The following is a 23,625-nucleotide window of genomic DNA, read 5'->3' on the forward strand; positions in this document are numbered from 1 at the left end:
AGCGGAAAAGGTCAGGCGTGGAGGGTGTGGCTCTGTGCTGGCTGTACGGGCGCACTGCTGTTCGTGCCGTGTCGTACTGCTGTGCGTACACCTATCGTCACTGAACGGTGTTACCAATGGATGACCTGTTGGTCAAACACCTATGAAACGTTGACGCGGCCCGCACCGTCCCGGCTCGTCGCCGGGGGTGCGGGCCGCGTCAGGGCCATTCGGGTGACGGTCACGGCCGTGCCGGCCGCCTCAGACCGCCTGGCTGGAAGCCGCCGCCTCGCGCTTCTCCGCCCTTTTGGTCGCGCTCCGCCTCGCTTCCGCTGCGGCCGAGGGTCTGCCCTCGTTCCTCGGGCGGACCCTCAACCTACGCTTCAGCTCGGCTGCGCCGCTCAATCGCCTGCTGGTGCAGGCGTCCCGCGCGGTACGAGGAGCGGACGAGCGGGCCGGACATGACACCGGCGTAGCCGATCTCCTCCGCCTCCTCCTTCAGCTCCACGAACTCCTGCGGCTTCACCCAGCGCTCCACCGGGTGGTGGCGCACCGACGGGCGCAGGTACTGGGTGATCGTGATCAGGTCGCAGCCCGCGTCGTGCAGGTCCTGCAGCGCCTCGCTGATCTCCTCACGGGTCTCGCCCATGCCGAGGATCAGGTTGGACTTGGTCACCAGGCCGTACGCGCGCGCCTTGGTGATGACCTCGAGCGAGCGCTCGTAGCGGAAGCCCGGGCGGATCCGCTTGAAGATGCGCGGGACCGTCTCGACGTTGTGGGCGAAGACCTCGGGGCGGGAGGCGAAGACCTCCTCCAGCAGCTCGGGCACCGCGTTGAAGTCGGGGGCCAGCAGCTCGACCTTGGTGTGCCCGCCCTCGCGGCCGGCGGTCTGCTGGTGGATCTGGCGCACGGTCTCGGCGTACAGCCAGGCGCCGCCGTCCGGGAGGTCGTCGCGCGCGACGCCGGTGATCGTGGCGTAGTTCAGGTCCATCGCGACGACGGACTCGCCCACGCGGCGCGGCTCGTCGCGGTCCAGCGCCTGCGGCTTGCCGGTGTCGATCTGGCAGAAGTCACAGCGCCGGGTGCACTGGTCGCCGCCGATGAGGAACGTGGCCTCGCGGTCCTCCCAGCACTCGTAGATGTTGGGACAGCCCGCCTCCTGGCACACCGTGTGCAGGCCCTCGCGCTTCACCAGGCCCTGCAGCTCGGTGTACTCGGGGCCCATCTTCGCCCGGGTCTTGATCCACTCGGGCTTGCGCTCGATGGGGGTCTGGGCGTTCCGGACCTCCAAGCGCAGCATCTTGCGTCCGTCGGGTGCGACAGCGGACACGTCCGGCTCCCTATGACTTCGATTCCTCGGCGAACACCAGGGTACGCCCGTTATTTCCTCTGCCCTGACGGCGCCGCCCTTCAGCAGGGCGGGGCCGTCAGCTGGCCTGGGCCTCTACGGCCCGGGGGAGGGGCTCCTCGGATTCGAGGATCTCCCGCAGATGCTTCTCCACCAGGGGAACCACCTCGGCCACGGACACCTTCCGGCCCAGCTCATTGGAGAGCGAGGTCACACCGGCGTCGCGGATGCCGCAGGGGACGATGCGGTCGAACCAGGTGTTGTCCGGGTCACAGTTGATCGCGAAGCCGTGCATCGTGACGCCCTTGGCGATCCGGATGCCGATGGCCGCCAGCTTGCGGTCCTCGCGGCGCTGGCCGGCGTTGGACGGGGCGTACTCCGGGCCGTTGAGGCGGGGATCGAACTCCTCGTCCGTCAGCCTCGGGTCGAAGTCCAGGCTCAGGCCGCCGATCGCCGGGCGCCGGTCCACTGGGTCGCCCAGCACCCAGACGCCGCTGCGGCCCTCCACCCGGGTCGTCTCCAGACCGAGCTCCGCGCAGGTGCGGATCAGCGCCTCCTCCAGGCGGCGCACATGCGCGATGACGTCGACCGGGCGGGGGAGCTTGAGGATCGGGTAGCTGACGAGCTGGCCCGGGCCATGCCAGGTGATCTTGCCGCCGCGGTCCACGTCCACGACCGGGGTGCCGTCCAGGGGGCGCTCGCTGTCCTCCGTGCGCCGTCCGGCCGTATAGACCGCCGGGTGCTCCAGCAGCAGACACGTGTCCGGAATCTCGTCCGCGAACCGGGCCGAGTGGACCCTCCGCTGCTCCTGCCACGCCTCCTGGTACTCGACGGCGTCGGCGCCGAAGCCCAGGTGGACAAAGCGCAGCTCAGTCACGGCAGCTCCTCCTCGAACCGGCAGGTCGTCTCTCGGCCTGCCGTGGTCTGTCCCGGCGTGGGTCACGCCCTTGCCACTGTACGGCGGGGCTTCGACAACCCCGCAGGCGGCCGTCGCCCGGAGTGACCCTCCGGGGCCATTTGATCTGTCCTCACACGATCGGATGAATGCGGGGCGAAGGTGGCGATCGGGGCGGCGGGGGCCGCTAAGTTCACGCCGTTCCAGGAACAAAGATCCAGGGAGACCGGCAGGCTGATGACGGAACGACCCCCACAGCGCATCCCCAACCGTCAGCTCGCTGCGCTCATCGCGGAGGCCGGCTTTTCCAATGCGGGTCTGGCCCGCCGGGTGGACCAGCTCGGGCTCGAGCACGGGCTCGACCTGCGGTACGACAAGACGTCGGTGACACGGTGGCTGCGCGGGCAGCAGCCGCGCGGCACCACCCCCGCGCTGATCGCCGAGGTGTTCACCCGGCGGCTCGGGCGGCGGCTGTCCGCGCAGGACCTCGGGCTGGACGCGTGCGCCCCCGTGTACGCCGGGCTGGAATTCGCCGCGTCGCCGGAAGAAGCCATTGACATCGTCAGCGGCCTGTGGCGCAAGGACTCGGGCAGCCACACCGAGCTACGGAAGATCGCCTTCACTCCGGCCGGGCTCGTGGTGCCGAGCCGGGACTGGCTCATCGGGCGTGCGGACGAACGGGTGGCGCGCGGTGCGAGCCCCGCGCCCTCGGCCGAGGGCGCGCGCCTTCCGCTGCAGGCGCGCGGCGGGCCCGTGTCCCTGCCGCGCCAGCGGCTCGTCGAGCGGGCCCCCGGCAGCCGGGTCTCCATGGGCGACATCGCCGCCCTGCGGTCCGTGGGAGAGCTCTTCCGGACCATCGACCACGCCTACGGCGGCGGGCATGCCCGGCAGGCCCTCGTGCGCTATCTGGAGCACGAGACCGAGCCGATGCTGCGCGGCACGTACGGGGAGACGACCGGGCGGCGGCTCTTCGGGGCGGCCGCGGACCTGACCCGGCTCGCCGGGTGGACCTCCTACGACATCGCCGCGCACGGGCTCGCCCAGCGGTACTACGTGCAGGCCCTCCGGCTCGCCCAGGCCGCCGGGGACCGGGCGTACGGCAGCTATGTGCTCGTCACCATGAGCCGGCAGGCCGTCTACCTCGGGCACGGGCGCGAGGCCGTGCAGCTGGCGCGGGTGGCGCAGCAGGGGGTGGGCTCCGGGGCCCCGCCGGTCGTGCAGTCGCTGCTGCACGCGGTGGAGGCGCGCGGGCACGGGGTGCTGGGCGAGGTCCGGGCGTGCTCGGCGTCGCTGGCGCGGGCGGAGCGGGCGCTGGAGACGTCGCGGGCGGGGGACGACGTGCCGTACTGGGCGCGGTTCTTCGACGAGGCGCAGCTCGCGGACGAGTTCGCGCACTGCCACCGGGATCTGCAGCAGTACCGGGCGGCTGCGCAGCACGCGGAGCGGTCGCTGCAGCTGCGGTCGCCCGCGTATGCGCGGTCGCGGCTGTTCTGCCGGGTGGTGCTGGCGTCGGCGCGGCTGGGGCTGGGCGAGCTGGAGCAGGCGTGCCTGCTGGGGGCCGAGGCGGCGCAGCAGGCGGCGGACATGCGGTCGGTACGGGCGCTGGAGTACGTGCGGGACTTCGAGCGGCGGCTGGAGCCGTATCGGGATGCCGCCGCCGTTCGGGCCTATCGGGAGAAGGTTGCCGGGCTCTGAGGCCGGGCTCGTTCTCGTGGGGCGGGGCCGGGGCGGGGTGGGTCCTTCTGGGGGCTGGATTATTTACGGCGGGTGGGGTGCCCGGATTCGGCGCCCCGCATGCCGCCGCAAATAACCCTTACGCCCCCTGCCAGGACCCACCCCGCCCCGGCCCCTCCGGCCCGTTGTGGGCAATCGTTCCGCAGGGCTGGGGGCACCTCCCAGCGGTAGCTGGGGGAGGGTGGGCACAACGGAACCACCGGCCTGCACCCGCCCCGCTCACGTGCCGGGTGGCCGGCTACGCCGCCCGCAGCGCCTGCGCCCCGTACCCCGGGCGGATGCCCAGGTCGCGCAGGACCGCCTGCGCGGCCCGCCGACCCGAGAACAGGGCCCCCTGCACCGTACTGGTGTCGCGGTGGTCGCCGCAGACGTAGAGCCCCGACAGGAGCCGGACCGGGCGGCGCACGTCATGGGGAGCCGGCATGGCGGGGACCGCGTCGGGGTCGTGGTGGGCGGCCAGGAGGTGCCAGGCGGTGGTCGGGGTGTTGTAGACCCGGGCCAGCTGGGCCCGGGCCGCCCGGTCCAGTTCGGGCGTGGGCAGGGACGCCGCCGGGCCCAGGATCGTGGACGTGATCAGGCACCTGCCCAGGGGCGCGCGGTCGGGGTCGACCTCGCTGGCCACCGTGGTGTGCGCCACCGGGCCCCGGCGGCCGCCGGTGAGGATCAGGGACGCGTCGCGCAGGGGCGGCGCGTCGGTGGTGTGGTGCAGGATCGTCACCGGGTGGAAGCCCGGCAGGCGCAGGCCCGGGATCAGTTCGGCGGCGGCGCGGGCGCCAGTGGCCACGACGACGGAGCGGCAGGTGATCTGCCCGTGCGCCGCCGTGCCGACGGACGTCGTGCCCACGGACGTGGCCTGTACGCCCGTACGCACCGTGTCCTGCGGCAGCTGGGCCGTCAGGAGGCGGGGGATGACGCCGGCGCCGCCCGCCGGGAGGCAGAGGCGGCCGCGGGCGTAGCCGCGCAGGACCAGGTCCGCGCAGCGGCTGGACGTGGTGAGGTCCGGGTCGGACAGGAGCGAGGCCAGGAGGGGGCGCAGGAAGCCCTCCACCGTGCGCGTCGGCAGGCCCCGGCTGCTCAGGGTCGCGGCCGTGGGGCGGTCCGGGCGGGCCAGCATCCGGTCGATGGGCAGCGAGGCGAGGCGGGCCAGTGCCGCGCCGAGCCGCGCTTGATCGAGGCCGGCGCTCCGTGAGGCGCGGGCCGCCGCGAAGGCGCGGGCGGTGGTGAACGCGCGCTTGGCCCCGCGGAGTTCGCCGGTGCGGTGGTTGCGGCCGTCGGTGTGGACCAGCACCCCGGGGGTGAAGGGGCGCAGCTTGAGCGCCTCCAGCCCGGGGGTGCGCAGAAGTTCCGGGAACGAGGTGTTGAGCAACTGGCCCGTGCGGTCCAGGTGGAAGCCGTCGACCTCATCGGTCGTCATGCGCCCGCCGGGGCACGGGGCTTCCTCCAGGACGGTGACGGTCACCCCGGCGCTGATGAGATGGTGAGCCGCAGAGAGGCCGGCGAGGCCGGCTCCCACGATGACGACGTCAGCGTGGTGTGCGGTGCGTGCGCTGCTGAGCACGTGCCCTCCCGGGGTCGGTCCGCTCGCTCGGGGGCCTGATGCCCTCAACCGGCGGCGGCGATGCGCGAGTTCGCCTCGACCGTAGAGAGAAATCCGGTCAATAACAGTCGCGCACGGGGCGAGCATGGTCGCACGGTGGTCGCACACATCGCCGTTCCGGAGCGGGGGGCGGGTGCGTCAGCTGTTGTCCAGCGCCGCGCGTACGGCGCTCTCGATGTCCGGGTACGCGAAGTCGAAGCCCGAGTCCAGCAGTCGCCGCGGCAGGACACGACAGCTGGCCAGGACTTCCGTGGCCATCTCGCCCAGTGCCAGCCTGAGCGCCGGAGCGGGCGCCGGGAAGGGTGTCCGGCGCTTCAGCACGCGCCCCGTCGCCTCGGTGGCCTCGCGGTTGGTGACGGGGTGCGGTGCGGTGAGGTTGACCGGGCCGGAGAGGGCGGGGGAGTCCAGGAGGTGGCGCAGGGCGGCGACGTGGTCGTGCAGGGCGATGAAGCTCCAGTACTGCCGTCCGCTCCCCAGCCGCCCCCCGAGGCCGAGTTTGACGAGCGGGAAGAGGCGGCCCCAGGCGCCGCCGCCGCGGGAGACCACCAGGCCGGTGCGGAGCAGGACGGTGCGTACGCCCGCCTCCGTGGCGGCGCCCGTCGCCTCCTCCCAGTCCTGGCAGACCCGGGCGAGGAAGCCGTCGCCGGGCGGGGTGCTCTCGTCCACCGGCCGGTCTCCGGTGTCGCCGTAGAAGCCGGTCGCGCTCGCACTGAGCAGGACGCGCGGCGGGGTGTCCAGCGACGCCACGGCCTCGGCGATCGCCGCGGTGCCCAGGACCCGGCTGTCACGGATCTCCTTCTTGTAGGCCTCCGTCCAGCGGTGGTCGCCCACCCCGGCACCGGCCAGGTGCACCACCGCCTCGCAGCCGGCGAGGCGTCGTGTGTCCACCCATTGGCGGGCGGGGTCCCACTCGACTTCGTCCGGGTGGCGGGGCGGGCGGCGCACCAGGCGCACCACCCGGTGGCCGTCGGACTCCAGCGAACGTACGAGCGCCCTCCCGATGAGGCCGCCCGAACCGGTGATCGCGACGCGCATGAGTCCCCCCGTCAGGCCCTGAACCGTTCCCAGAGCCGCGGGAACCGCTCGGCCAGCACGTCCTCGGACTCCATGTCGAAGGGTGTGCCGAGCGGTTCGGACGGCTGGGGCGGCAGGCCGAGGTCGGGGGTCTCGGCGCCCGTCAGCTGCTCGTACGCCTCGTCCGCCGCGTATCCCAGGTCCTCGCCGTCGCCGTCCACGTCCGGGTCGAAGTCGTCCAGCAGGTCCGCGAGCGTGTCCGGTTCGTGCACCGCGCCCTCGAAGACCTCTCTGCCCTGGCCGATCAGCCAGCAGCGGAAGTAGTCGAAGACGTCGTCGCTCGCGCCGTCCAGCAGCACGGCCGCGGCCCCCCACAGGTCCCAGAGGTAGGCGCGGTTGTACCGGGCCTCGAAGTGCCGGGCGAAGTCGAGCACGGCGTCCGGGTCGAGCTGCATCAGCTTCTCGACCAGGGCGTCGGCCTGGTCCTCGGGGTCTCCTTCGGCGGTCTCGCGTGCGCTGTCGATCAGCTCCCAGAACTCCGTCTCGTCCATCATCACGGGACCAGCATCGGCCCTGCCGCAGGGCCACGCACCTCCAGGGAGCCGGATGCGGCCGTGTTGTTATCGGTGAGTCCGATTCGCGATCGCCGGAAAATCACGACAGAAGGTGTCCGGTATCGGTGCGACCGTCGTGGCAGTCGTCGAAGACCGGGGACGCCGGGGAAGAGGAGATGTTTCGTGACCGCATCGAAGAGTGCAGACAAGCCGCTGGCGCAGACCGTGGCGCTGGTCGCGGGTGCCACGAGGGGCGCGGGGCGGGCCATGGCCGTGCAACTGGGGGCCGCGGGCGCCGTCGTCTATGTGACGGGGCGTTCCACGCGGGCGCATCGCAGCGAGGTCGGCCGGTCCGAGACCATCGAGGAGACCGCCGAGCTGGTGACTGCCGCGGGCGGCACGGGCATCGCCGTACCCACCGACCACCTGGAGCCCGGGCAGGTCCGGGCGCTGGTCGAGCGCATCGACCGCGACCACGGGCGGCTGGACGTGCTCGTCAACGACGTGTGGGGCGGGGATCACCTGATCGAGTTCGAGAAGAAGGTGTGGGAGGTGGACCTGGAGAAGGGGCTGCGGATGCTGCGGCTCTCCACGGACACGCACGCCATCACCAGCCACTTCGCCGTGCCCCTGCTCATCAGGCGGCCGGGCGGGCTGCTCGTGGAGATCACCGACGGCACGGAGGAGTTCAACCGCACCTACCGGGAGAACCTCTTCTACGACCTGGCCAAGTACGCGCCCATCCGCATGGCCTTCGGGCTCTCCGAGGAGCTCAAGGGCTACGGCTGCACCGCCGTCTGCCTCAGCCCCGGGTTCCTGCGCTCGGAGCAGATGCTCGACCACTTCGGGGTCACGGAGGAGACGTGGCGGGACGCGGTGAAGGTCCAGCCGCACTTCGCCGTCGCCGAGTCCCCGGTCTACATCGGCCGGGCCCTGGTCGCCCTGGCCACCGACCCGGAGCGGGCCCGGTGGAACGGCCAGTCCCTCTCCAGCGGTCAGCTGGCCAAGGTCTACGGCTTCACCGACACCGACGGCTCCCGGCCCGACGCCTTCGGGTACTTCCAGGACGTCGTCCTCGACGGCGCGGACGGCACCCCCGAGGACTACCGGTAGAGACCGGCGGACCGGGCCGCCGCGCGCGCGAACCGCTCGCGCAGCTCCGGCGGCCCCAGCACCTCCGCCTCCGGGCCCAGCGCCAGCAGCTGTTCGTACGCCACCTCGGACGACTCCACCGGCAGCGAGAGCGTGAGGCGCCCGAGCGCATCCGGCTCCCCGGCCGCCGCCAGGGCCTCCCGCGCCGCCGCGCGGTCGGTCACGTGCGGCAGCCTGCGCGCTCCCTCGACGGTCAGGCGCAGCTCCACGCGGTCGTGCAGGATCGAGCGGGCGAACTGCGCCGCCCGCTCCTCCCAGAAGGCGGGCAGGTCGAAGTCGGCCGAGCGGCGGAAGCGTTCCTCGCCCACGGTCACCGCGGTGAAGCGGTCCACGCGGTAGACGCGGAAGTCCTCGCCGGTGCGGGCCGCCAGATACCAGACGCCGGCCTTGAGGATCAGGCCGTACGGCTGAAGGTCCCGCTCCACCTCGCCCTCACGGCGCCGGTAGCGGGCGGCCATGCGGCGGTCGTCCCAGACCGCGTCCGCGATCGCGGGCAGCAGGGCGGGCGCGTCGTGGGGATGCCACCAGCCGGGGGCGTCCAGATGGAAGCGCTGGGCCGCGTTCGTGGGGGCGTCGCTCAGCTCGGGCAGGAGCGCGGCGGAGACCTTCAGCCGGGCGGCGGAGGCGACGTCCGCCAGGCCCATGTCGCGCAGCGCGGACGGCACACCGGACAGGAAGAGGGCCTCCGCCTCCGTCCGGCCCAGGCCGGTCAGCCGGGTGCGGTAACCGCCGATCAGGCGATAGCCGCCGGCGCGGCCGCGGTCGGCGTAGACGGGCACTCCGGCCTCGGACAGCGCGAGGACGTCCCGGGCGACCGTACGCTCCGAGACCTCGAGCCGGCTCGCCAGCTCGGTGCCGGTCATCGACGGGCGGGACTGGAGCAGGAGCACCAATTTGATCAGACGGGCCGCGCGCATGACCCCATGATGCCGGGGGGCAGTGACAACGGGGCGTGACGACAGGAGCCCGCGTGCCGAGCCAGGGCATGGACGAGCGCGCGGGGTCCTGTCGTCACCCCTGAGCCGTTCCGCGTCACAGGACAGGGCGGCGCGGTGCGGCTCCGGCGCAGACGATACGCCTTTGATCGATGATCGATCAATGGCTGCAGGTCAGATTCGTGGCGCGCAGCTGAGAACGTGCCGCTTGAGGAGCTCGCCGATGGCCGGGTCGCGCCGCTGGAAGGCCCGCACGATCTCCGCGTGGTCCTCGGCGTGGGAGCGGGGCTCCGGGCTCAGCCAGCGGATCGACAGCGTCGTCCACACCTCGATGCCCAGGGATTCCCAGGTGTGCAGCAGCACGGAGTTCCCCGCGGCCCGCACGATCTCGCGGTGGAAGGCGACCGTGTGGCGCGCCTGCGCCTCGCTGTCTCCGGCGCGGTCGGCCACCTCGAGCGCGGCCACCTCCCGCTCCAGCGCCGAGACGTCCTCGGCCAGGGCGTCCGCGGCCAGCTCGGCGGCCACCTGCTCCAGGCCGGCCCGGACCGGGTAGCTCTCCTTGAGGTCGGCGGCGGTCAGGTCGCGGACCCGCACGCCCTTGTTGGGCGCGGACTCGATCAGCCGCAGCGACTCCAGCTCGCGCAGCGCCTCGCGCACCGGGGTCTGGCTCACCAGCAGCTCGGCGGCGATCCGCCGCTCCACGATCCGCTCGCCCGGCTGCCAGCGCCCGCTGACGATCCCCTCGAGGATGTGCTCGCGGATCTGCTCGCGCAGCGAATGGACGACGGGCGGGGTCATTTCTCTCCTTGGTCGGATCTGCCGGGAACGTCATTATCGACGTCCGGCCCGGCAAGCCGAAGGGCGCGGCCCCGGCCCGTACGAGTACGGAACCGGGGCCGCGCCCTTCAGCGCTTTACCTCAGGGGCGTTCGGGTCAGAGACCGATCTCGGTCTCGAACTCGGCGGCCTCGAGGATCTGCTTGACCGTGGTCAGGTAGCGGGCCGCGTCGGCACCGTCCACCAGGCGGTGGTCGTAGGACAGCGCCAGGTACGTCATGTCGCGGATCGCGATGGTCTCGCCGAGCTCCGGGTGGTTGATGACCACCGGGCGCTTGACGGTCGCACCGATACCCAGGATGCCGACCTGGTTCGGGGGCACGATGACCGTGTCGAACAGCGCACCGCGCGAGCCGGTGTTGCTGATCGTGAAGGTCGCGCCGGCCAGGTCGTCCGGGCTGATCTTGCTGGAACGGACCTTGCCGGCCAGCTCCGCGGTCTTGCGCGCGATGCCCGCGATGTTGAGGTCACCCGCACCCTTGATGACCGGGGTCATCAGGCCCTTCTCCGAGTCGACGGCGATGCCGACGTTCTCGGAGTCGAAGTAGGTGATGGTGTTCTCGTCCTCGTTGATCCGGGCGTTGATGACCGGGTGGGCCTTCAGCGCCTGGACGGCGGCCTTGACGAAGAACGGCATCGGGGAGAGCTTGACGCCCTCGCGCGCCGCGAACGCGTCCTTGGCCTTGTTGCGCATCCGCATGATCTTGGTGATGTCCACCTCGACCACGGAGGTCAGCTGCGCCTGGCCGTGCAGCGCCTTCATCATGTTGTCGGCGATGACCTTGCGCATGCGCGGCATCTTGACCGTCTGACCGCGCAGCGGGGACGCCGCGAGGGCCGGGGCCTTCGGGGCGGCGGCAGCCGGGGCGGCGGCGGCCGGAGCCGGCGCGGCCTTGGCGGCCTCGGCCGCGGCGATGACGTCCTGCTTGCGGATGCGGCCACCGACGCCGGTGCCCTGCACGGTGCTCAGGTTGACGCCGGACTCGGCGGCGAGCTTGCGCACCAGCGGGGTGACGTAGGCGCCGTCCGCCGCGGGGGCGGCGGGGGCCGGGGCGGCCGGAGCAGCCGGGGCGACCGGAGCGGCCGGCGCCGGGGCGGCGACCGGAGCCGGAGCCGGGGCGGCGGGCGCGACCGGAGCGGCGGGGGCGGCCGGGGCGGCGACCGGAGCCGGAGCGGCCGGGGCCTCCTGGACCGGCGCGGGGGCCGGGGCGGCCGGAGCCGGGGCGGCGGCCGGAGCGGCGCCGGCGGCACCGATCACGGCGAGCTTGGCGCCGACCTCGGCGACCTCGTCCTCACCGACGACGATCTCGAGCAGCACGCCGGAGGCGGGCGCCGGGATCTCGGTGTCGACCTTGTCGGTGGAGACCTCGAGCAGCGGCTCGTCCTCCGAGACCTCCTCGCCGACCTCCTTCAGCCAGCGGGTGACGGTGCCCTCGGTGACCGACTCGCCCAGCGCGGGCAGCACGACGTCGGTGCCGGAGACAGCGGCCGGGGCGGCTGCGGGGGCGGGAGCCTCGGCGGCGGGCGCCGGGGCTGCGGGGGCCTCGGCGACCGGGGCCGGAGCGGCCTCGGGCGCGGCGGCGGGGGCCGGGGCCTCGGCGGCGGCCGGAGCCGGCGCGGCGACCGGGGCACCGGCGCCGTCGTCGATGATGGCCAGCTCGGCGCCGACCTCGACCGTCTCGTCCTCGGCCACCTTGATGTGGGCCAGGATGCCGGACGCGGGGGCCGGGATTTCGGTGTCGACCTTGTCGGTGGAGACCTCGAGCAGCGGCTCGTCGGCCTCCACGCGCTCACCCTCGGCCTTGAGCCAACGGGTGACGGTGCCCTCGGACACGCTCTCGCCGAGCGCCGGCAGGGTTACGGAAACCGCCATGGTTGCGGTTGCTCCTTACGAATAGTGCGGATGGTGGTGCGCTCGGGACTTAGTCGTGCGAGTGCAGCGGCTTGCCGGCCAGGGCCAGGTGGGCCTCGCCCAGAGCCTCGTTCTGCGTCGGGTGCGCGTGGATGAGCTGCGCGACCTCGGCCGGCAGCGCCTCCCAGTTGTAGATCAGCTGGGCTTCGCCGACCTGCTCACCCATACGGTCGCCGACCATGTGGACGCCGACCACGGCACCGTCCCGCACCTGGACGAGCTTGATCTCGCCCGCGGTCTTCAGGATCTTGCTCTTGCCGTTGCCCGCGAGGTTGTACTTCAGAGCGACGACCTTGTCGGCGCCGTACAGCTCCTTGGCCTTCGCCTCGGTGATACCGACCGAAGCGACCTCCGGGTGGCAGTACGTGACGCGGGGCACGCCGTCGTAGTCGACCGGCACGGGCTTGAGACCGGCCAGACGCTCCGCAACCAGGATGCCCTCGGCGAAGCCGACGTGCGCGAGCTGGAGGGTCGGGACGAGGTCACCGACGGCCGAGATGGTCGGCACGTTGGTCTGCATGTACTCGTCGACCAGGACGTAGCCGCGGTCCATCGCGACCCCGGCCTCCTCGTAGCCCAGGCCCTGGGAGACCGGGCCGCGGCCCACGGCGACGAGCAGCAGCTCGGCCTCGAAGGTCTTGCCGTTCTCCAGGGAGACCTTCACACCGTCGGCCGTGTATTCCACGCCCGAGAAGCGGGAGCCGAGGGAGAAGTTGATGCCGCGCTTGCGGAAGGCGCGCTCCAGCAGCTTGGAGCTGTTCTCGTCCTCGACCGGGACGAGGTGGGGAAGCGCCTCGACGATGGTGACGTCGACGCCGAAGGACTTCCACGCGGAGGCGAACTCGACGCCGATGACGCCGCCGCCCAGCACGATCGCGGACTTCGGCACGCGGTCCAGGACCAGCGCGTGGTCGGAGGAGATGACGCGGTCGCCGTCGATGGTCAGGCCCGGCAGCGACTTCGGCACGGAGCCGGTGGCCAGCAGGACGTGGCGGCCGGTGTAGGTCTGGCCGCCCACCTCGACGGACGTCGGGGAGGACAGGCGGCCCTCGCCGGTCACGTAGGTGACCTTGCGGGAGGCGACCAGGCCCTGCAGACCCTTGTACAGGCCCGAGATCACGTCGTCCTTGTACTTGTGGACGCCCGCGATGTCGATGCCCTCGAGGGAGGCCTTGACACCGAACTGCTCGGCCTCACGAGCCTGGTCGGCGATCTCGCCGGCGTGCAGCAGAGCCTTGGTGGGGATGCAGCCGCGGTGCAGGCAGGTGCCGCCCAGCTTGTCCTTCTCGATCAGGGCGACGTCGAGACCCAGCTGCGCTCCGCGCAGGGCAGCGGCGTAACCGCCGCTACCGCCTCCGAGGATCACTAGGTCGAAAACGGTGCTGGCGTCGTTCGCCACGTCACGTCCTCCATGCATGGGTGCGCCGGACCGGTCGTCGGTGACCGGTCGGCGGCTGTCGTACGGCCGCTTTGCTTCGGCCCTGTGATGGGTGGGCCCTGTCCTGCCGAGACAACATCTTCGCACTTGTTGACGGACGGCGGGACGCCGGGCTGGGGCTCGGCGACGACTGATGCGTCACCTTCGAGGGTTACCAGTGCGTAGGAATGTGTGTTTTCGTCGAGAGCGAACGCAGCGCGGCCCCGGGTCATTCCCGGGGCCGCCGCCACCGCCGGGGGATCAGCCGAGGTCGCCGTCGGCCGTGCGCTCGGCCAGCCGGACCAGGGTGCGCACCGAGGAGCCGGTGCCGCCCTTGGGGGTGTAGCCGTACGGGGCGCTCTCGTGGAACGCCGGGCCCGCGATGTCCAGGTGCGCCCAGGCGATGCCCTCGCCCACGAACTCCTGCAGGAAGAGGCCGGCCACCAGGCCGCCGCCCATGCGCTCACCCATGTTGGCGAGGTCGGCCACGGGGGAGTCCATCGACTTGCGCAGCTCGGCGGGGAGCGGCATCGGCCACGCCTGCTCGCCGACCTCCTCGGCGATCTCGTACAGCGAGGTGCGGAACGCGTCGTCGTTGGCCATCACGCCGAAGGTGCGGTTGCCGAGCGCGAGGACCATGGCACCCGTGAGGGTGGCGACGTCCACGATCGCGTCCGGGTTCTCCTCGGAGGCGCGGGTCAGGGCGTCGGCCAGGACCAGGCGGCCCTCGGCGTCGGTGTTGAGCACCTCGACCGTCTTGCCGCTGTACATCTTCAGCACGTCGCCCGGACGGGTGGCGTTGCCGGAGGGCATGTTCTCGGCGAGCGCCAGCCAGCCCGTGACGTTGACCTTCAGGCCCAGGCGGGCGACGGCCACGACCGCGGCGAAGACGGCGGCGGCGCCGGCCATGTCGCACTTCATGGTCTCGTTGTGGCCGGCCGGCTTCAGCGAGATGCCGCCCGAGTCGTAGGTGATGCCCTTGCCGACCAGGGCGAGGGTCTTCTCCGCCTTGGGGTGCGTGTAGGCCAGACGCACCAGGCGCGGCGGGGTGGCGGAGCCCTGGCCCACGCCCATCAGACCGCCGTAACCGCCCTTGAGCAGCGCCTTCTCGTCCAGCACCTCGACCTTGAGGCCGAACTCCTTGGCCGCGGCCTGGGCCTCGGCGGCGAACGACTTCGGGTCGAGGTCGTTGGAGGGCATGTTGATCAGGTCGCGGGCGCGGTTGACCTCGGCGGCCACGGCGGCGGCGCGCTCGGCGGCGGCCTTGAACGCCTTGTCGCGGGGCTTGGCGCCCAGGATCACGGCCTCGGCGAGCGGGGCGCTCTTGGCGTCCTTCTTCGCCGCACCGTTGCCGCGGTAGGCGGTGAAGGCGTACGCGCCCATGAGCGCGCCCTCACCGATGGCGGCGACGGACTCCGCGTCCTCGACGGGCAGGGCGAACGCGGCCTTCTTGGTGCCGGTCAGCGCGCGGGCGGCGGTGCCGGCGGCGCGGCGCAGCGTCTCCTCGGCGAAGCCGTCGCCCTTGGCGGGCTGGTCTCCCAGGCCGACCGCCAGCACGACCGGGGCCTTGAGGCCGGACAGGACGGGCAGCTTGGTGACCTCGCCCTCGCCGCCACCGGCGCCGAGGGTCTCCAGGACGGTGGCCAGCTTGCCGTCGAACGCCTTGTCCACGGCTTCCGCGCCGGGGGCGACGACGGGACCCTTCGGGCCCTTCGCCACACCGACGACAATGGCGTCCGCGCGCAGCGTCGCCGCGCTGGAAGTGCTGAGAGTCAGAGCAGTCACGGTGGTGGGTGTCCCTACTTCCGTTGATATTTCGGCCGATGGGTGGTGGGCCGGCCGCACCCTGCGCATCGTATGCGCCGCGCTCTTGCCGCCCGGGCTCGGGCCTTTGGGCACGTGAGAGCGTATCCCCGCGGGGCCGCTCAGCCCAGGGCCGAGGCGAGCAGCGCGGCCGTCGCGGCGGTCTCCGCCAGGGCGCCGAACACATCGCCGGTCACCCCGCCGAAGCGGCGCCTGCAGTGACGCAGCATCAGCTCACCGCAGGCCAGCGCGAGCAGGACGGCGAGCCCCGAGCGCAGTGCCCCCTGGGGGCCGGCGAGCGCGCCCGCGCCGGCGGCCGCGCAGGCCGCGAGCGCCGCCACGGCCAGGGCGGCCGGTCGGGGGACGGCGCCGGCGACGGCCGCCCCCAGCCCGTCGGGGCGGGCGGCCGGGACGCCGGAGCGGCAGGCGAGGGTCAGGGCGCAGCGTGCGGCGAGGGCGGCCACGACCGCCGCGAGGGCGCCGTGCGTCCAGCCTGCGGCGTACAGCTCGTCGAGGGCGGCGACCTGGCCGAGCAGGGTCAGCAGGAGGGCGATGACGCCGAAGGGGCCGATGTCCGACTGCTTCATGATGCGCAGCGCGTCCTCGGCGGGCTTGCCGCTGCCCAGTCCGTCGGCGACGTCGGCGAGTCCGTCCAGGTGCAGCCCGCGGGTGAGGACCGCGGGCACCGCGACGGAGGCCACGGCGGCGAGCAGCGGGCCCGAGCCGAGCAGCAGGAACAGCAGCCCGGCGGCGGCCGCGCAGCCGCCCACCACGAGACCGGCCAGCGGCGCCGCGAGCATGCCGCCGCGGGCGGTCCGCCGGTCCCAGCGGGTGAGCGGGACGGGCAGCACGGTGAGGGTGCCGAAGGCGAAGCGCAGGGCGTCGCCGACGGTGGGCCGGACGGGTGTCGTGTCGGTCATCGCGGGCAGGGTATCCCGCCGCCCGCGGGCAGTACTTTGGCCGGGAGAGCGCGGAGCGGAGCGGGAGTGCCATGGGTCACTGGCTGACACGCAACATCGTCGAGCCGGGCAAGCTGCCGCTGCTGCTGGCGCTGACCGCGTTCGTGCTGACGTTCCTGGTCACCCGGGTCATCACCCGGCTGATCCGGGCGGGCAAGGGCCCGTTCGGCAACATCAGGCCCGGTGGGCTGCACGTCCATCACGTGGTGCCCGGCGTGGTGCTGATGGTGGTCGGCGGCTTCGGCGCGGTGGCCGAGGGACAGCGTGGCTTCGGGGCGGCGGTCGCGGCCGTGCTGTTCGGCATGGGCGCGGGGCTCGTGCTGGACGAGTTCGCGCTCGTCCTCCACCTGGACGACGTGTACTGGACCGAGCAGGGCCGCAAGAGCGTCGAGATGGTGGTGCTGACGGCGGCTCTCGTGGCCCTGGTCCTCCTGGGCTTCTCCCCGTTCGGGGTGAACGAGCTGACGCCGGACGAGCTGCAGAACCGCACCATCGTGGTGACCAACACCCTGCTCAACTTCCTGATCGCCCTCTTCGCCCTGGCCAAGGGCAAGCCGCGGATCGCCCTGATCGGCGCGGTGGTGCCGTTCGTGGCGATCGTGGGCGCGGTGCGGCTGGCCCGGCCCGGCTCACCGTGGGCGCGGCGCTTCTACCGGCACCGGCCGCGGGCCCGCCGCCGGGCCCGGGTGCGCGCCTACCGGCACGACGCGCGCTGGGAGGCGGCGCGCAACAGGCTTCACGATCTGCTGGCCGGCGCCCCGGACCGCTGATCGCGCTCGCGGTGGGCGTCACGGCGGGGCTTGCGCCGCCTGCGCAGCTCGTCCACGCCGCACACCAGCAGCATGGCCGCCACGGCGGCGATGTGCTCCTTGCCGGCCAGATTGGGCTTGACCAGGACCTCGCCCACCATGGCCAGTACCACCAGGGCGCAGGTGAACCAGGCGCGGTAGCGCCAGGAGACGTACACCGCCAGGCCGACGACCGCCGCCGACGGGCCGGTGTCGATGATCTTCGCGGCCTCCGGGGGCAGCCCCAGGACGGAGTCGGGCCCCACCGCGATGGCCAGCCGCGCGTACATCGTCCCCGCGAGGGTGGCGACGTACGCGACGGCCAGGGTGCGCCCCATGCCCAGCGCGGCCTCGGCCAGGCCGAAGACGATCAGGATCTGGGCCAGCGCCCCCCACACGGGCAGGTCCAGGGCGGGGACGAACAGCGACAGCGGGGTCCGCAGCAGCGCCAGCCACCAGGGCAGCTCCGCCTGGACGGAGCCGAGCCGCTGGACGGGCCCGAAGCCCCAGGGCTGGTTCTGGACGATCTGGAAGACGGCGGTGAGGACGACGGCCGAGAGCGTCATGGGGATGGCCCACGCGTGTCTGCGCCGGAACGTCCCCCACACGGCCGTATACAACGGACCCCACTCGGTGCGCGCGGCGCGGAGCAGCGCCGCGCGGTTCATCGCCGGCTCTCCAAGTGCTTGCGGTTGAGCCACTTGGGCAGGCCGGGAGCCTCCAGGAAGCCCTCGGCGCGGGCGCTGGCGATACCGATCCGCAGCAGGTCACTGCTCTTCTCGAACAGCATGAAACGAGGTTCCCAGATGGGGCGGTATTTCGCATTTGCTCGGTAGAGCGATTCGATCTGCCACCAGCGGGAGAAAAAGCTCAGCAGCGAGCGCCACATCCGCAGCACCGGGCCCGCGCCCAGCCGGGAGCCGCGCTCGAAGACGGACCGGAACATGGCGAAGTTCAGCGACACCTGGGTGATGCCCAGGGCCCGGGCCTGCTGGAGCAGTTCGATGACCATGAACTCCATCAGGCCGTTCTCGGAGTCCCGGTCACGGCGCATCAGGTCCAGCGACAGGCCCTTGGGCCCCCAGGGGACGAAGCTCAGCAGCGCCCGCAGATCGCCCTCGCCGTCATGGCACTCCAGCATCACGCAGCGCCCGTCGTCCGGGTCGCCGAGGCGGCCCAGCGCCATGGAGAAGCCGCGCTCGGTCGCGCCGTCGCGCCAGTCGTCGGCGCGGCGCAGCAGCTCGGCCATCTCCTCCTCGGGGATGTCCTCGTGCCGCCGGATGCGGACGGTGTACCCGGCGCGCTTGACGCGGTTGTAGGCCTGGCGCACGGTGCGCATGGCGCGGCCCTCGAGGGTGAACTCGGCGGTGTCCACGATCGCCTCGTCGCCGAGCTCCAGGGCGTCCATGCCGTGCCGCGCGTAAATCGTGCCGGCCTCCTCGCCCGCGCCCATCACGGCGGGGACCCAGCCGTGCTCGCGGGCCTCGGCCAGCCAGGGCTCGATGGCGCCGGGCCATGCCTCGGGGTCGCCGATGGGGTCGCCGGAGGCCAGGGAGACGCCGCCGATGACGCGGTAGGTGACGGCCGCCTTGCCGGAGGGGGACCACAGGACGCTCTTCTCGCGGCGCAGGGCGAAGTAGCCCAGCGAGTCGCGGTCGCCCCACTTGTCGAGCAGTTCGCGCAGCCTCGCCTCGTCCCCGGCGGTGAGGGGGTCGGTGGCGCGCCGGGAGCGGAAGGCGGCGTACGCCACGACGATCAGCAGGATCGTGCTCATCACGTTGATGACGACGTCGACCCAGCCGGGCGGGGCGATGCCCGCGTAGCGGGTGTCGTCGGCGGCGATCGAGATCAGCCGCATGACGCCGTAGTGCCAGCGGTCCAGGAAGGTGGAGCGCTGCTCGTCGGTGGCCTGGTTGGTGACCGTGACCAGCCCGGCGGCGATCAGCGAGGTGACCAGCAGTCCGCCGGCGGCGACGGCCGTGGCGAGCTTGGGGTTGGAGCGGTCGCCCTTGGCGTAGAACTCCCGGCGGCCCACCAGCAGCGCCAGCACGAACAGGGCGGTGGTGACCAGGGAGAACCAGTTCAGGGCGTGCCGCCGGAACTCCGGGAAGAACATCACGAACGCCAGCAGCAGCAGGAGCAGCCCGGCCAGCACCAGGTTCAGGATCCAGGCGGCCCGCTTGCGCCGGCGCAGCGTGATCGCCATGAACAGCGACACCACCGCGGGCGCGAAGCCGGCCGTCAGCAGATACGGGGTGAAGTACTCCTCGACGTTGTGCCGGCGGATGTCCGAACCGAAGGACACCCAGACCGCGCCGAGCAGATTGACGAACGTAACGGCACGCAGGTACCACACCGCGAACGACGCGGCACGCCGCTGCCAGGTACCACCGCGGGCGCCCTCATCCGGAGTCAAGCGGACTTCTCCCATGAAAAGTGATTATGGGGCCCATGTGCGGCGGAATTCCGGGCGCTCGCGACCCGGTGACGGGCTTGCCCGGCCGGTGTCGTCAGGAGCGTTCGGGGAGCTCCGCCGCCAGGGCCGCGGCCGCCTGCACCAATGGCAGGGCGAGCAGTGACCCTGTCCCCTCGCCCACAGTGACGCCGTGGTCGAGGAGAGGGTTGAGCGCCATCCGGTCGAGTGCCTTCGTCTGGGCCGGATCGCCGCTCGCCTGCCCGGCCAGCCACCAGTCGGGCGCCCGGAAGGCCACCCGCTGGGCGACCAGCGCGCACGCGGCGGAGACGACGCCGTCGAGGATCACCGGGGTGCGGCGCACCGCGCTCTGCAGCAGGAAGCCCGTCATCGCGGCCAGGTCCGCGCCGCCGACCGCGGCCAGCAGCTCCATCTGGTCGCCGAGGACCGGACGGGCCCGGCGCAGCGCGTCGCGGATCGCCGCGCACTTGCGCATCCAGGCCAGGTCGTCGATGCCGAAGCCGCCCCGGCCGGTGACCACGGACGCGTCCGTGCCGCACAGGGCGCCGATCAGGGCGCCCGCCGCCGTGGTGCCGCCGACGCTCAGATCGCCCAGGACGATCAGGTCCGTGCCGGAGTCGGCCTCCTCGTCGGCGACGGCCATCCCGGCGCGGAAGGCCCGCTCCGCCTCCTCGGCGCCGAGCGCGTCCTCGATGTCGATGCGGCCCGAGCCGCGCCGCACCCGGTGCCGGGTGACGTCCTGGGGCAGCTCGCCGGGGTCGCAGTCCACCGACATGTCCACCACGCGCAGCTCCGCGCCGAACCGGCGGGCCAGGATCGCACCCGCGCTCCGCCCGTCGAGGGCGGCCCGTACGAGCTCCAGCGCCCCGCCCTTCGGCCCGCCGGACACCTCCAGGGCCGCGACCCCGTGGTCGCCCGCGAAGAGCAGCGCCTTGGGCCGCTCTATCGGCTTTACCGGCACGGCCCCCTGCGCGGCCGCGAGCCACTCGCCCAGCTCGTCGAGCCGGCCCAGCGCGCCGGGGCGCGGGCCGAGGCGCTCCCGCCGTTCCTCGGCGTCCCGCCGCACGCCGGAGTCGGGGCGCTCGATCAGCGAGGCGAAGTCATCAAGATTCAGACCGCTCATCCGCGACACATTACCCGTGGGGGGCCCGGCCGTTCGGGCTGCGGCCGGGCCCGGGGTCCGGCCCGTCAGCCGCGCAGCGGCAGCGCCTGGCCCGCCACCACCAGCAGCACGTGCTCGCACTCGTCGCCCGCGGCCGCGTTCAGGCGGCCCAGCTCGTCACGGAAGCGGCGGCCGGAGGCCGTCGCCGGGACGACGCCCGAGCCGACCTCGTTGCTGACCACCACGACCGTGCGCGGCGTGGCGCGTATCGCGGCCACCAGCTCCGCGACCCGCTCGGCGAGGGCCGCCTCGCCGCTCTCGGCCCACACCTGGTCGTCCCACGCCCCGACGGAGTCCATCGCGTCGGTCAGCCACAACGCCAGGCAGTCGATCAGCAGCGGCGGGCCCTCCTCCGCCAGCAGCGGCACCAGGTCGCACGTCTCGACCGTGCGCCATGATCCCGGCCGGCGCTCGCGGTGCCGCACGATGCGGTCCGTCCAGTCCTGGTCGCCCTCGCGCGTCCCGCTCGTGGCGACGTAGAGCACCTCGGGGAAGGACTCCAGGCGCCGCTCCGCCTCCACGGACTTGCCGGAGCGGGCCCCGCCCACCACCAGCGTCCGCCGGGGCACGTCCGGCACCTCGTGGTAGTCGCCGACGGTCAGCGTCGTGCCGTCCGGCACCGTGCGCGCACCCGCCGCCGCCAGCCGCCGGTGCAGCTCCCGGCCCGGCGGGACGTCGTGGTCCAGGTGGACCGCGACGACGTCCGTGGTCGGCCCCGCGGCCCCGGACTCCCGCAGCCGGGCCAGCGCGTCGGGCCGGCCCAGGACGTCGAGCAGCACCATGTCGTACGGGCCGGGCAGTCCGGCCAGCCCGGCCGGCGCCGCTCCCGGCGGCAGGTACAGCAGCCGCTCCCCGTCGGGGGACGTCACCTCGTATCCCGTGCCCGGCGCGTCCAGGGCCATCGCCCGCACCTTGTGGCCGCTGATCACCGACAGCTCGCGCCCGTCCGGCACCCGGACCGGCGCGGGCAGCCCGGCCGGGAACTCCACGGCGGGCCCGTCGTGCGGATGCGAGAGCAGCACCTGGCGCACCCCCGCGATCGAGCGTCCCGCCCGGGCCGCGGCGAACGCCGGGCCGGGGGTGAGGTCCAGCAGCAGGGCGCCGTCGACGAGCAGGGCGGTCGCCGCCCGTGTCTCGCCGCCGACGGCGAGGGCGCAGGCGGCACAGGGGCAGCCGGGGCGCGGCAGCCCCTGGGGGGCTCCGGTGCCGAGGAGAGTCAGATCCACCCACTGATCGTCTCGCGTCCCCGCACCGCAGGCGCGCGGGGCTCACCCTTTCTCGCGGCTAACGGGCCGTTAGGCTGCGACACGGACACTCACTGCAGGCCCCAGGAGGCGGACATGGTGTGGACGTGGCGGTTCGAGAAGGCCGACGGGACGGAGACGTCTCCCGCGGTGGAGCCGGAGGAGTTCACCACCCAGGGAGACGCGGAGTCCTGGATCGGTGAGGAATGGCGGGCCCTGCTGGAGGGCGGCGTGGACCAGGTGCGGCTGTTCGAGGACGACACCGAGATCTACGCGGCGCCGATGAGCCTGCACGCCGCGGCGGAGGGCTGAGCGACGCGAAAGCCGTCGGCCCGGGACCTTCGAGGTCCCGGGCCGACGGCTTTCGCTTCTCTTATCCGCCCCGTACTCCGCACAGGTGCAGCAGCGCCGCCACCGCGCGGTAGGGGTCGGTGCGCCCGGCCCGGTCCTCGGCGGCCAGCAGCTTCCGCAGCTCCTCACCGGCGGGCGGCTGCTCCTCGTCGCCGGCGAGGTCGGTGAAGACCCGCACGCCGTACCAGCTGTGCAGCGGCGCCCCGATCCCGGCCAGCGTCGCCGTCAGCGTCTCCAGCCGGTCCGCGCGGACCTCGAGGCCGATGCGGTTGGTGTAGGCGGGGGAGTCGAAGGCCGCGAGGGCGGTGTCCCAGTCGCCGGACAGCCCCGGCCGCATCGCCAGCGCGTCCGCGTTGCGCACCACCAGCGACAGCAGACCGCCGGGCGCCAGCACCCGGGCCAGGCCCGCGAGCATGGGGTCGGGCTCCGGCACGTACATCAGCACGCCGTGGCAGAGGACGATGTCGAAGGCGCCCGGCAGGAAGTGCGCCCCGGTGTCCCGGCCGTCGCCCTCGATGATCCGCACCCGCTCCTGGATGCCCTCGGGCTCGGCGGCCAGCGCCTCGCGCAGGGCCGCGACCATCCTCGGGTCGGACTCCAGGCCGGTGACCTCATGGCCGGCCCGGGCCAGGCGCAGCGCCTGGGTGCCCTGGCCGGGACCCACGTCGAGCACGCGCAGCCGCCGCCCGACGGGGAACCGGGCGGCTATCTGCTCGTCGATCTGGCGGGCCACCAGCTCCTGGCGGACGATGTTCCGCAGCCCCCCGAGCCCGCTCAGCCACCCCTCCGCGCCACCACCGAAGCCCGACGCGAAGGCGCTGCCCGAGGCGAAGGCGCTCAGGGCTTCTCCCCGCGCTTGACCCTCGGCTTGGGCAGCCGCAGCCGGCGCATCTGCAGCGTGCGCATCAGGGCGTACGGCACCGCGCCGCGCGTGGGCTCGTCCGGGAAGCGCTGCTTGAGGGCACGCTTGAGGGTGATGCCCGTGATGACGGAGTTGACGACGATCAGGAGGATCACGACCAGCCACGCCAGCAGGACGTACGACTGGAACTTGCCGCGGTTGACCATGCTCAGGATGAGGATCAGCACGGCCAGCGGCAGGAAGAACTCCGCCACGGAGTACCGGGCGTCGACGAAGTCACGGGCGAAGGAACGCACCGGACCCTTGTCACGGGCCGGCAGATACCGCTCGTCCCCGCTGGCCAGGGCCTCGCGCTGCTTGGCCAGGTCGACGCGGCGCGCCTCGCGCTGGCGCTTGGCGGCCTCCTTGCGGTTGGCGGGCGTCTGCGCCAGGGAGCGGCGCTGCGAGTTGGCCTCGCTGCGCTTGGGGGTGGGGCGGCCCTTGGGGGCCTGCGGGTCACGGGGCTGCTTGGGCTGGTCCGCGGTCACCTCGGTGGATGCGGCCTGCGCTTTCGAACGGCTTCGGAACACGAAACCCAAGGGTACGGGGTCGCGGCCCCCTGCCCCAGCCCTCCCGGGAACGATCCGGCAACGGCCTGCGCCCCCGTACC

At 73.1% G+C, this 23,625-nt stretch carries 21 protein-coding genes; 4 read left to right on the forward strand and 17 right to left on the reverse strand.

All coding sequences use genetic code 11. The annotated features are described in order from the left end of the window. Nucleotides 1-355: 355 nt before the first annotated feature. Together lipA and lipB are read right to left on the reverse strand one after the other, a co-directional pair. Nucleotides 356-1,309, reverse strand: coding sequence for a lipoyl synthase (lipA, locus tag AB0G59_RS14320; protein ID WP_071965480.1), 954 nt, complete (start codon nucleotides 1,307-1,309; stop codon nucleotides 356-358). 97 nt (nucleotides 1,310-1,406) lie between these two features. Beyond that, nucleotides 1,407-2,204: a lipoyl(octanoyl) transferase LipB gene (gene lipB, locus AB0G59_RS14325; RefSeq protein WP_360911378.1), complete on the reverse strand. Its 798-nt coding sequence runs from the start codon at nucleotides 2,202-2,204 to the stop codon at nucleotides 1,407-1,409. A 255-nt stretch (nucleotides 2,205-2,459) separates the two neighbouring features. On the opposite strand from lipB, the gene AB0G59_RS14330 reads away from it, so the two are divergent. Continuing rightward, entirely contained in the window at nucleotides 2,460-3,917 is a 1,458-nt protein-coding gene (locus tag AB0G59_RS14330; RefSeq protein ID WP_360911380.1) for a regulator, read from the forward strand. Between the two features lie 277 nt (nucleotides 3,918-4,194). Here the strand turns inward: AB0G59_RS14330 and AB0G59_RS14335 are convergent, their stop codons facing one another. From AB0G59_RS14335 to AB0G59_RS14345, 3 genes are all read right to left on the reverse strand, one after another. After that, nucleotides 4,195-5,514 (reverse strand): NAD(P)/FAD-dependent oxidoreductase, encoded by a 1,320-nt coding sequence (locus tag AB0G59_RS14335; protein WP_360911382.1) that lies wholly within the window; start codon nucleotides 5,512-5,514, stop codon nucleotides 4,195-4,197. A 177-nt stretch (nucleotides 5,515-5,691) separates the two neighbouring features. Then, nucleotides 5,692-6,588: a TIGR01777 family oxidoreductase gene (locus AB0G59_RS14340; RefSeq protein WP_360911384.1), complete on the reverse strand. Its 897-nt coding sequence runs from the start codon at nucleotides 6,586-6,588 to the stop codon at nucleotides 5,692-5,694. 11 nt (nucleotides 6,589-6,599) lie between these two features. Beyond that, nucleotides 6,600-7,118 carry a DUF4240 domain-containing protein gene (locus AB0G59_RS14345; protein ID WP_360911565.1) on the reverse strand — a complete coding sequence of 173 codons (519 nt, stop codon included), beginning with the start codon at nucleotides 7,116-7,118 and terminating at the stop codon, nucleotides 6,600-6,602. Nucleotides 7,119-7,304: 186 nt separating this feature from the next. On the opposite strand from AB0G59_RS14345, the gene AB0G59_RS14350 reads away from it, so the two are divergent. Continuing rightward, nucleotides 7,305-8,234 (forward strand): SDR family oxidoreductase, encoded by a 930-nt coding sequence (locus AB0G59_RS14350; protein ID WP_360911386.1) that lies wholly within the window; start codon nucleotides 7,305-7,307, stop codon nucleotides 8,232-8,234. Here the strand turns inward: AB0G59_RS14350 and AB0G59_RS14355 are convergent. The 6 genes from AB0G59_RS14355 to AB0G59_RS14380 all read right to left on the reverse strand — a co-directional run bounded on the left by AB0G59_RS14355 (nucleotide 8,225) and on the right by AB0G59_RS14380 (nucleotide 16,096). Continuing rightward, nucleotides 8,225-9,190 carry a WYL domain-containing protein gene (locus tag AB0G59_RS14355; protein WP_360911388.1) on the reverse strand — a complete coding sequence of 322 codons (966 nt, stop codon included), beginning with the start codon at nucleotides 9,188-9,190 and terminating at the stop codon, nucleotides 8,225-8,227. The two genes, AB0G59_RS14350 and AB0G59_RS14355, sit on opposite strands and share 10 nt — an antisense overlap. A gap of 192 nt (nucleotides 9,191-9,382) precedes the next feature. Further along, the gene (locus AB0G59_RS14360; protein WP_360911390.1) at nucleotides 9,383-10,006 is read right to left on the reverse strand and encodes a GntR family transcriptional regulator; all 624 of its coding nucleotides are present in this window, start codon (nucleotides 10,004-10,006) and stop codon (nucleotides 9,383-9,385) included. 135 nt (nucleotides 10,007-10,141) lie between these two features. Then, nucleotides 10,142-11,917, reverse strand: coding sequence for a 2-oxoglutarate dehydrogenase, E2 component, dihydrolipoamide succinyltransferase (gene sucB / locus AB0G59_RS14365; RefSeq protein WP_360911392.1), 1,776 nt, complete (start codon nucleotides 11,915-11,917; stop codon nucleotides 10,142-10,144). A gap of 49 nt (nucleotides 11,918-11,966) precedes the next feature. Further along, nucleotides 11,967-13,355, reverse strand: a complete 1,389-nt coding sequence (gene lpdA / locus AB0G59_RS14370; RefSeq protein ID WP_360911394.1) for a dihydrolipoyl dehydrogenase — start codon at nucleotides 13,353-13,355, stop codon at nucleotides 11,967-11,969. Nucleotides 13,356-13,634: 279 nt separating this feature from the next. Continuing rightward, nucleotides 13,635-15,158: a leucyl aminopeptidase gene (locus tag AB0G59_RS14375; RefSeq protein WP_360911396.1), complete on the reverse strand. Its 1,524-nt coding sequence runs from the start codon at nucleotides 15,156-15,158 to the stop codon at nucleotides 13,635-13,637. Nucleotides 15,159-15,298: 140 nt separating this feature from the next. Continuing rightward, nucleotides 15,299-16,096: an adenosylcobinamide-GDP ribazoletransferase gene (locus tag AB0G59_RS14380; protein ID WP_360911398.1), complete on the reverse strand. Its 798-nt coding sequence runs from the start codon at nucleotides 16,094-16,096 to the stop codon at nucleotides 15,299-15,301. Between the two features lie 71 nt (nucleotides 16,097-16,167). On the opposite strand from AB0G59_RS14380, the gene AB0G59_RS14385 reads away from it, so the two are divergent. Next, a complete protein-coding gene (locus tag AB0G59_RS14385; RefSeq protein ID WP_071963509.1) occupies nucleotides 16,168-16,905 on the forward strand; it encodes a hypothetical protein in 738 nt (245 codons plus the stop codon). Here the strand turns inward: AB0G59_RS14385 and AB0G59_RS14390 are convergent. The 4 genes from AB0G59_RS14390 to AB0G59_RS14405 form a co-directional block, all read right to left on the reverse strand. After that, nucleotides 16,872-17,591, reverse strand: a complete 720-nt coding sequence (locus AB0G59_RS14390; protein WP_360911400.1) for a hypothetical protein — start codon at nucleotides 17,589-17,591, stop codon at nucleotides 16,872-16,874. The two genes, AB0G59_RS14385 and AB0G59_RS14390, sit on opposite strands and share 34 nt — an antisense overlap. Beyond that, entirely contained in the window at nucleotides 17,588-19,354 is a 1,767-nt protein-coding gene (locus tag AB0G59_RS14395; RefSeq protein WP_360911402.1) for a phosphatidylglycerol lysyltransferase domain-containing protein, read from the reverse strand. The genes AB0G59_RS14390 and AB0G59_RS14395 overlap by 4 nt, the downstream gene beginning before the upstream one ends. Nucleotides 19,355-19,433: 79 nt before the next feature. Beyond that, nucleotides 19,434-20,480, reverse strand: coding sequence for a nicotinate-nucleotide--dimethylbenzimidazole phosphoribosyltransferase (locus tag AB0G59_RS14400; protein WP_360911404.1), 1,047 nt, complete (start codon nucleotides 20,478-20,480; stop codon nucleotides 19,434-19,436). A 65-nt stretch (nucleotides 20,481-20,545) separates the two neighbouring features. Next, complete coding sequence (locus tag AB0G59_RS14405) at nucleotides 20,546-21,745, reverse strand: bifunctional adenosylcobinamide kinase/adenosylcobinamide-phosphate guanylyltransferase (protein WP_360911406.1); 1,200 nt, start codon at nucleotides 21,743-21,745, stop codon at nucleotides 20,546-20,548. A 114-nt stretch (nucleotides 21,746-21,859) separates the two neighbouring features. Here AB0G59_RS14405 and AB0G59_RS14410 point away from each other — a divergent pair, with 114 nt between their 5' ends. Next, complete coding sequence (locus AB0G59_RS14410) at nucleotides 21,860-22,075, forward strand: hypothetical protein (protein WP_071963514.1); 216 nt, start codon at nucleotides 21,860-21,862, stop codon at nucleotides 22,073-22,075. A gap of 61 nt (nucleotides 22,076-22,136) precedes the next feature. Here the strand turns inward: AB0G59_RS14410 and AB0G59_RS14415 are convergent, their stop codons facing one another. Beyond that, nucleotides 22,137-22,850, reverse strand: coding sequence for a methyltransferase domain-containing protein (locus AB0G59_RS14415; RefSeq protein ID WP_360911567.1), 714 nt, complete (start codon nucleotides 22,848-22,850; stop codon nucleotides 22,137-22,139). Nucleotides 22,851-22,951: 101 nt separating this feature from the next. Next, on the reverse strand, nucleotides 22,952-23,545 hold the full coding sequence (locus AB0G59_RS14420; RefSeq protein WP_360911408.1) for a DUF3043 domain-containing protein: 594 nt from the start codon (nucleotides 23,543-23,545) through the stop codon (nucleotides 22,952-22,954). Nucleotides 23,546-23,625 lie beyond the last annotated feature (80 nt).

Origin of the sequence: Streptomyces sp. NPDC021096, assembly GCF_040641275.1 — a bacterium.
Classification (GTDB): domain Bacteria; phylum Actinomycetota; class Actinomycetes; order Streptomycetales; family Streptomycetaceae; genus Streptomyces.

Bases quoted from the DNA above. Each gene is read 5' to 3' on its own strand.
- AB0G59_RS14330 (WP_360911380.1), top strand. From the start codon at position 2,460: ATGACGGAACGACCCCCACAGCGCATCCCCAACCGTCAGCTCGCTGCG.
- AB0G59_RS14340 (WP_360911384.1), bottom strand. From the start codon at position 6,588: ATGCGCGTCGCGATCACCGGTTCGGGCGGCCTCATCGGGAGGGCGCTC.
- AB0G59_RS14345 (WP_360911565.1), bottom strand. From the start codon at position 7,118: ATGGACGAGACGGAGTTCTGGGAGCTGATCGACAGCGCACGCGAGACC.
- AB0G59_RS14355 (WP_360911388.1), bottom strand. From the start codon at position 9,190: ATGCGCGCGGCCCGTCTGATCAAATTGGTGCTCCTGCTCCAGTCCCGC.
- AB0G59_RS14360 (WP_360911390.1), bottom strand. From the start codon at position 10,006: ATGACCCCGCCCGTCGTCCATTCGCTGCGCGAGCAGATCCGCGAGCAC.
- sucB (WP_360911392.1), bottom strand. From the start codon at position 11,917: ATGGCGGTTTCCGTAACCCTGCCGGCGCTCGGCGAGAGCGTGTCCGAG.
- AB0G59_RS14380 (WP_360911398.1), bottom strand. From the start codon at position 16,096: ATGACCGACACGACACCCGTCCGGCCCACCGTCGGCGACGCCCTGCGC.
- AB0G59_RS14385 (WP_071963509.1), top strand. From the start codon at position 16,168: ATGGGTCACTGGCTGACACGCAACATCGTCGAGCCGGGCAAGCTGCCG.
- AB0G59_RS14390 (WP_360911400.1), bottom strand. From the start codon at position 17,591: ATGAACCGCGCGGCGCTGCTCCGCGCCGCGCGCACCGAGTGGGGTCCG.
- AB0G59_RS14395 (WP_360911402.1), bottom strand. From the start codon at position 19,354: ATGGGAGAAGTCCGCTTGACTCCGGATGAGGGCGCCCGCGGTGGTACC.
- AB0G59_RS14400 (WP_360911404.1), bottom strand. From the start codon at position 20,480: ATGAGCGGTCTGAATCTTGATGACTTCGCCTCGCTGATCGAGCGCCCC.
- AB0G59_RS14410 (WP_071963514.1), top strand. From the start codon at position 21,860: ATGGTGTGGACGTGGCGGTTCGAGAAGGCCGACGGGACGGAGACGTCT.